This window comes from Nonomuraea sp. NPDC049158, assembly GCF_040648335.1.
In the GTDB taxonomy this organism is placed as follows: domain Bacteria; phylum Actinomycetota; class Actinomycetes; order Streptosporangiales; family Streptosporangiaceae; genus Nonomuraea.
This window is the reverse complement of the sequence record NZ_JBEZDM010000054.1, coordinates 48989-55834: the sequence shown is the minus strand read 5'-3', so window position 1 is coordinate 55834 and position 6846 is coordinate 48989. Positions and strand designations below refer to the sequence as shown.

Below are 6846 nucleotides of genomic sequence, written 5' to 3'. Positions count from 1 at the left end.
GGAACCTACCTCCGGCCATCTATGAAGATCAGCTTGCTAGGATGACGTCACTGGCTGCATGAAACCGGGTGTCCACACCCCGGGGGGAACGCCACGGGAAACAGGCCGCCCAGTCCTGTTCGGGCCGGGCATGCCAGACGACGATGAGTTTCGCACCGCTGTCGCACGCCAGTCGCACCAGGCGCGCCCGCTGGGCCGGCGAGAGCAGGTGGCCGCGTAAAACGATGATCAGCCAGACTCGGGCGCCGTCCAGCCACGCGGTGGCCGCGGCTGCGGCCTGCTCGCCGCTGGCGCGTCCCGACAAGCTGGCGGCCTGATGAGCCGGTTTGCCGAGCGCGATGAGCACATCCAGGCACAGGTGACCGTCCGTGGTGGTGCCGGGTGTGGGATGCACGGTGATGCATCCGCCGGCGGGGTCATGGGCGGCCAGCGCGTGATGGAGGCAGTCGGCATCATCGCGCGGATCGAGAACGATCGTCACCGGGGAGGGGACGACCGTCGGCTCCGGCAGGGCACGGCTCATATCAGGTGACCGCCCAGACGAGCGAACACCTTTCGGATCGCCACACGGTCAACACGTTCCTGACCATGCTGGGACAGCATGCGCAACAGCTGATGCGTGATCTTGGCCCAGATGCGGAAGTTGCCGCGCGCCGCGTGGCGGTAGACGAAGTCGATGTCGGCCCGGTCGGCTTCCGCCCAGAGCGGATGCCACGCCGGAATGACCTCCCGGACCTGCTTCTCGGTCAACTGCCGGTATTCCTGCCAGACGTACATGCGTGAGGCGAGCATGGGCTGGGAGTCCAACACCTCGTAGCATTTGTCTCCCCCCACGAACACGACCGCGAGGTCGGTATCGCGGTCATCCCACAGGTGACGCCAGTACTCGAAGCATTCGGTGGACAGCCATTGCGCTTCGTCGCAGACGAAGACACGGAACTCTTCGGCCAGCACGTTCCTGAGTAGCTTGTCGAACTCGGCCGGCCTGCTGGGCATACGGCCACCGATCTTCAGCGTCTCGAACAACTTGTGCCGGATATAACGCGGGGTGGGCCGTTCACGGAATTGGATGCGATGGGATTGGCCGGGCGCAAGGTCGCGCAGCGAGGCGTTGACCGAGAAGGTCTTTCCCAGCCCGGCATCGCCGTGCACGCACATCATCGCCCTGGCGTCGATCACCTCACGCAGGTTGCCTCGCGTCGTGAGGAGCGCGTCGGTCGCCACCACTTGCGCATGAGGAAGGTTCAGGTAGTGGTCGCTGGCTTCGGCGGGAAGCACATCAGGCACTTGCATCGGCATGGGGGTCTCCCGAAGCGGAATGGACGACGGAGATGAACAGGGTGTCGGCACGTTCACACAGGTAGTGCACGTATTCGGACCCCGTGGAGTGCAGATGTTGCGCCTGGTCGAAGACGACGACCCGCGATGCTTCCGCAAGGGCGTTGTGGATCAGGCGATCAACCGGGTGCGGGCGCCCGCGCACCGACCGATCCAGTCTTAGAGCCTCACACAACACGGTCCGAACCTGGACGGAAGAGGCGTAAGGCGGCAGCTTGCAGTAGCACAACCCCTGCGCGGCGTGCTCACGCAACCGGCTGACGATGCCTGCCCGCTGCTGGGCGTCTCCGTGAATGAAGAGCATCTTCCGGTCCTGCACAGCCAGGTCGAGCATGCCATCGGTGAGCCGCTGGATGGGAACGGAGAGCACTGGACCGTGCGGCAGGACCAGTACCTCACCGAACGAACGTGTCAGGAAGTGCACGTTGCTGGGCAGCATCGGGGGGCGGGGCACCATCATGGATCAGCCCTTCGACTCACAGCGGGTCGACACGAAGAAGCAGGCAACGGGGCAAGCAAACACCCGACCTCGGCAGCCCTCGCTGCTCTAGGCGGACGCCGCCTTCCGCTTACCACTAAGCGGGGACACCCACCCTGCGGGAAGGTCTTCATCGCGAGGTGGCGGCTCGACGATGGCCAGCGCGGCCATCGCGTCCTGGTTGGGCTCTTCACCCTTCTTGTTGGTTTCCTCGGCAGCAAGCACCGTCATGCGGCGCGGCGGTTCAGCCGAGGTGACCGGGCGGTAGCGCATCTTCATCACGCTCGCGGCCGTCTGCTGCGTGTTATTAGTCCGGCGCGTTGTCTTCGCCCGGGCGCGGTACATTTCCGCTCGATCGTCGGCGTTGGACCGGTCGGACAGGAACGCCGCCCCGAGGTAGCGGTCGTCGCGCGCGTCGAACACCTCCACCTCGTCCTCGTAGTGAGGCAGCAACCGAAGCTTGACAATCAGGCCCACCTCGTCGGTCATCCACGGTGCGACATAGCGGCGCTTCTTGCCCCGGTGGATGCCCTTGGAGGTGATGGTGCGCACTTTGCGGTCGTCCTCCAGCGTCAGCAGGCGGAGCTCCTCACGGCTGACCTCGGTGATCGGGGCAGGATCGTCGTGCCAGGCCTGGGCCGGCGTGGTGCCAAGGGTGTCGTTGACATGCTTGTTATTCCACCCCTCGACCCACTCCATCAGGAGGCCGACGAATGTGGTGAAGGGCAGCGGCGGCTGATCAGGGTCGTAGTGCTTACCGTTGATCAAACGCTGGCGGTGCGTATGGCGCGGCAGACCGGCGAAGAACATCTTCTCCACAGCGCCGTTCAGTGCCTCCACCGTGCCCTTGAGATGGGCCCGGTAGCCGGGCAGGGGATCGAGAACCACCGCGAGCTGGCCCAGCGCGACGGCCACGGCCTTGGACCCGAAATCCTTTCCTTGGTCAACGCGGATGCGTTCAGGCAACCCGCCGAACGGCAGGTGGGACTCGTCGGTCGACAGGGCGCTGCGCAGGGCGAGCAGCACGCTGGAGCGGTTGGGAGTGTCCGCACTCACCGCCAGCCCCGTTATGATCTTGGTCTTGGTATCGATGAACCAGGTCACCCAGGGCTTGAGCAGGCGTCCATCGAGCTCGACCTCCACCGAGGCCTCCACATGGTCGCCCTCCCACGCCGCGTTGCGGTGTAGCGCCGGACGCTGCAGGTAGACGAAGTGGGCTCGCTGGGCTCGCTCCCCATCGCGCAGCCCTGCCCGCTCGCCCGGGCTCAGATCGCGCATCACCGCCCGCCGCAGGGTACTCAGGCTGAAAGCGGGCGGCCCGCCGGCGTTGGCCTCCTCGACCAGTTCCCGGTGCACCGCCGAGACGTTCCCCTGCCAGAAGGCGTACTTGACCCGGATAGCTTCGGTGGCCTCGAACCGGGGGCGTTGCTTCCGCTTGGCCGCATTCGCCTTCTTCAGCCAGTTGTAGACGGTTCGCTCGCACCGGCCGAAACAACAGGCAACCGTGCGGACCTGCTCACTGGTCAAGCGGCCCTGGTCCTGGAGCGCAAGCAAGTGCCGCACCGCCGACGCGCGCAGCTCGTCTGCTTTCACCGCGGACGCGTCCTTGGCCGACTGGTCCACCGGCGTCGTGCGATTCATTCGTCCTCCTTCCCGGCCTCTGTGGCGAAGGATGCGCACCTGAGTCAATGGGCGGAGATTTATGCCATCGTTCTACCGTATTTCCCGAGCGCAGCATAGACCTTATACAAGATTTTTCCGGCGAAACCTCTCGATTTCCGCTCGCACCCGTCCGAAGATAAGAGCGGCCGTCTAACGAGCGCCTGGCACATGAAACTGAATTACATTCATTTCCACTGCGTGGACAGAGGGATCGGCGTGAAACGTCGCGAGTTCCAGAAAAGAACACGAAAGATAATCGTCTCTGCGCAACAGAGCGGAAAGCGCTCGGCAAAGCAAAGGGCGCCGGGCATCAACCGGTCCCCGGCCACCACATCGCTCGCCCGGCGGCCGATGCCGAAACTTCACCGGCCACCTGTCATCGAAGTCGCCCCGGTCCGCTCATCTCGCAGTGCCGCGCACGCTGGACGAATGCCGTGCCCAGCACCTCCTTGCCCAGTACCCCCGCGCCTCGCCCGCCGGGTGTCATGATGACGAGCCGTGGCTCACTGAAGGTGCTCGGCCCCCAGGCATCCTCGCCTGTCAAGACCCAGCCGTCGCCACCATCGCGCCTCGATCAGCGCCGCGCCGAAGACCACGACGCGATCGGCCAACTCGCTGACCGCTGGTGCCTGGCCGCGGTGCCCGACCTACCGCTTCGTCTTCCCCGCAAGGGAAGCGCGATTCCCGCCCGCACCGCTGGGGTACTGAACGCCCTCCTGCGCCGTATCGCGGTTCCTGATCTACTCCGCGCTGCTGGCCGCACGTGGCTGGGCTCGGACGAACATGGCTCCCGCACGACCCAGGCGAGCCACACGCGGGCCATGTCGTGGCGGTTGTGGTCGGTGCAGAGGCGAGGACTGCCCCTTGCCGATATCCCCCAGCAGGAGGCGCTGTCATATGCGGCCGGCACCTATGCCGCCGGGCTGTCGGCGGCCTCGTGCCGGCTGCGCATCGAGGTCGTGACCTCCTGGTACAGCTTTCTCCACGCCTGCGGCCTCACCACGCGCAATCCGTTCACCAGCATCCAACACCCGCCAGGTTCGCGTGCGGCCACCGGGCGGTACCCGCCTGCGGAACACCTTCACGACCTGCTCGCCTGGGCCAGCGTCCATGAAAGCCGCCGACAGCAGGCCTGGCTCGGCCTGTTGATCGGCACGGCCTGCAACGTCAGCCCGGCGCGAACCTGCTCACTTCACGACCTCACGCGCGGGGGTACACACCACCGCCTGCGTCGACCGGCACCTGATGGTAGGCATCGCCAGCGCGTCTACGACCTCGGACCCCACGTTTCCAGCCTGCTCAGCGCCTGCCTGCAACCGGGACGTACTCTCGGGCCGCTCTTCGTCGCCGCCCACGGGACGCTGCTGCGACCCTCGTACACCGGCGAGCTGCTCTGGCGCCTCGCACGCCAGGCCGTCATCCCTCTGGACGGTCCGGCCTCGCCAGCGGTCATGCGGCATAGCGTCGCCGCAGCGCTGATACGCGCCAGCAAGCCCTCGGCCGTGATGCGTGCCCTCCATGGTTGCGCAGCAGGGGACGACATCGACCGTGCCCTTGTCTGCAACGCGGCCCTGCAACGCTGGGACACCCACCTGGCCGCCGGGGTCGCACAACGCCAGAAGCGGTATCGGCGATGACTGACCCCGGCAGCCTGCAAGCATCGTCCTTCGTCAGCGCTTCGCCCGGAGCCCCGGCTCCCCTCATCCAGCCTCGAAATTCACCACCCAATTCACGCAACGGTCAAGGCGAGGCCGGTATCACCGAAATCATTGAGGCCCATGGTGGCCCGTTTTACTCCTTCGGCGCCATTCCCGGGCTTCAGCCGACTCGCGATTCCGCCAGCGATACGTTAACAGAAACGGTCCACCATGTTAACGCCCTCCTGTCATCCAGCGATAGGCGCATCAAACAAGCCCTGCATGCCTGGTTGCTTACCTACAAGTCCGCTACCACCAGACAAAACTATCTCAGAGGCTTAGCCGCTTTTCTGAGCTGGCTGCACGACACCACCATCGGATCGGATCTGTTCGGCCTCACCGCACACGACTTGGCAGCATATCGAGACCACCTCGTCCACATCCGGGCCACGCACCGATTAGCTGTCATCAGATCGTTCTACCAATTCAGCCTTCGCCATAGCCTTGTACCGTTTAATCCGGCCGCCGGCCTGGCCGTGCCCCCCGCTCTCCCCAAGGCCAAGTCGCCGCCCCTCAGCCCAGCCGAACGCCAACAGATACAGTCGGGATGCGCCCGTCTTGCGAGCAGATGGCCGAGGCACGCTGCGGCCATCGCCCTGCTCAATGACAACGACCTCACCATCACCCTCCTCGCCGGACTGGACACTAGCCAGGTCCTCGACGTCGCTACCCCGGACGGCGACCTCCGCGCTGTCATCGTCATCCCGCACAGCGACGAGCACGACGAGGTAATCCCCATCTCTGCCTCCACACGCGCCGTGCTGCAGTGCCTCCTGGCCACCCGAAGACCAACCGACCCGCTGATTCGACAGAGCGACGGCGGTCTCATCACCTACGAATGGATCAAGGCCGCCCTCATCGACATGGCCCGCGCCGGCGGCCTTCCTCGCGATCGAGTCAAGCAACTGCGCCCATCCATGCTCCGGCCAGCCCCTTCCGCCCCTAAACCGAACCATCCGCGACCACGCGCCGCGCCCATCTCCAAGACCTTGTGGAAGCAAGTGGCTGCCGTGCTGCCCCAACCCCAGTCCCGTCGTACCCAAGGCGGACGCATCGACGACCGCGTCGTTTTAGCCGGCATCCTCTACCTGATGGCCGGCGATAGGCCCTGGCACGAGGTTCCCACCTCCGCTATCGGATGCTCTTGGGCCACCTGCCGGCAACGCATCCTTGCCTGGACCGACGCCGACGTATGGCCCCGCATCCACCACCTCCTACGCGACGAACTCCGCATGACAGGCCGCCTGCCTCCAGGCTCCGCAACCACCGACGGACAGCCGCCCGGCATATGACGGCCCCAAGAGCGATCTTGGGTTGCCGCCCTCTTCCCGCAGTTCAGAGCCCCAATGAACTCTTCGGCACATTAGGCACGCACTGACTTCCAAGGCACGTGCGGTCGGGCTGTTGCGCTGGCGAGCGGGTGCCGCATCGTCAGGATGGGGCGAAGCGAGCCAAGAGACGTATCGCGATTGCCTCGACCCCGCTCCGGACCGATAGCCACCTCAGTTCGTGTGAGTGACTTTAATCGGCTTGGCGCCGGTGGCAGCGTCCCAGACCAGGCCACCTTTGCCGCCCGGCGCCCACATTGCGCTGTCACCAGTCGTTGCTCAGCCCCTGTTGATGATCCCATCTCGCCGGACTGCCTGCAAAGTGATGACCAACGCCAATGAA

General features: G+C 65.4%; 6 protein-coding genes. 2 read left to right on the top strand and 4 right to left on the bottom strand.

The window, feature by feature from the left end:
* Positions 1 to 28 precede the first annotated feature (28 nt).
* The 4 genes from AB0B61_RS53360 to AB0B61_RS53345 all read right to left on the bottom strand — a co-directional run bounded on the left by AB0B61_RS53360 (position 29) and on the right by AB0B61_RS53345 (position 3457).
* On the bottom strand, positions 29 to 523 hold the full coding sequence (locus AB0B61_RS53360) for a hypothetical protein (RefSeq protein WP_358449270.1): 495 nt from the start codon (positions 521 to 523) through the stop codon (positions 29 to 31).
* Positions 520 to 1299 (bottom strand): ATP-binding protein, encoded by a 780-nt coding sequence (locus AB0B61_RS53355; RefSeq protein ID WP_358449268.1) that lies wholly within the window; start codon positions 1297 to 1299, stop codon positions 520 to 522. The genes AB0B61_RS53360 and AB0B61_RS53355 overlap by 4 nt, the downstream gene beginning before the upstream one ends.
* Complete coding sequence (locus AB0B61_RS53350; protein ID WP_358449266.1) at positions 1280 to 1777, bottom strand: hypothetical protein; 498 nt, start codon at positions 1775 to 1777, stop codon at positions 1280 to 1282. Before AB0B61_RS53350 ends, AB0B61_RS53355 begins: the two co-directional genes overlap by 20 nt.
* 108 nt (positions 1778 to 1885) lie before the next feature.
* Positions 1886 to 3457, bottom strand: a complete 1572-nt coding sequence (locus tag AB0B61_RS53345) for a Mu transposase C-terminal domain-containing protein (protein ID WP_358449264.1) — start codon at positions 3455 to 3457, stop codon at positions 1886 to 1888.
* A gap of 506 nt (positions 3458 to 3963) precedes the next feature.
* Between AB0B61_RS53345 and AB0B61_RS53340 the strand changes: the two genes are divergently transcribed.
* Positions 3964 to 5115: a hypothetical protein gene (locus tag AB0B61_RS53340; protein ID WP_358449262.1), complete on the top strand. Its 1152-nt coding sequence runs from the start codon at positions 3964 to 3966 to the stop codon at positions 5113 to 5115.
* Positions 5112 to 6467 carry a transposase gene (locus AB0B61_RS53335; protein WP_358449260.1) on the top strand — a complete coding sequence of 452 codons (1356 nt, stop codon included), beginning with the start codon at positions 5112 to 5114 and terminating at the stop codon, positions 6465 to 6467. Before AB0B61_RS53340 ends, AB0B61_RS53335 begins: the two co-directional genes overlap by 4 nt.
* Positions 6468 to 6846 lie beyond the last annotated feature (379 nt).

Coding starts and splice junctions, on each gene's coding strand:
- AB0B61_RS53345 (WP_358449264.1), bottom strand. CDS start 3,457: ATGAATCGCACGACGCCGGTGGACCAGTCGGCCAAGGACGCGTCCGCG.
- AB0B61_RS53340 (WP_358449262.1), top strand. CDS start 3,964: ATGATGACGAGCCGTGGCTCACTGAAGGTGCTCGGCCCCCAGGCATCC.
- AB0B61_RS53350 (WP_358449266.1), bottom strand. CDS start 1,777: ATGCTGCCCAGCAACGTGCACTTCCTGACACGTTCGTTCGGTGAGGTA.
- AB0B61_RS53335 (WP_358449260.1), top strand. CDS start 5,112: ATGACTGACCCCGGCAGCCTGCAAGCATCGTCCTTCGTCAGCGCTTCG.
- AB0B61_RS53360 (WP_358449270.1), bottom strand. CDS start 523: ATGAGCCGTGCCCTGCCGGAGCCGACGGTCGTCCCCTCCCCGGTGACG.
- AB0B61_RS53355 (WP_358449268.1), bottom strand. CDS start 1,299: ATGCCGATGCAAGTGCCTGATGTGCTTCCCGCCGAAGCCAGCGACCAC.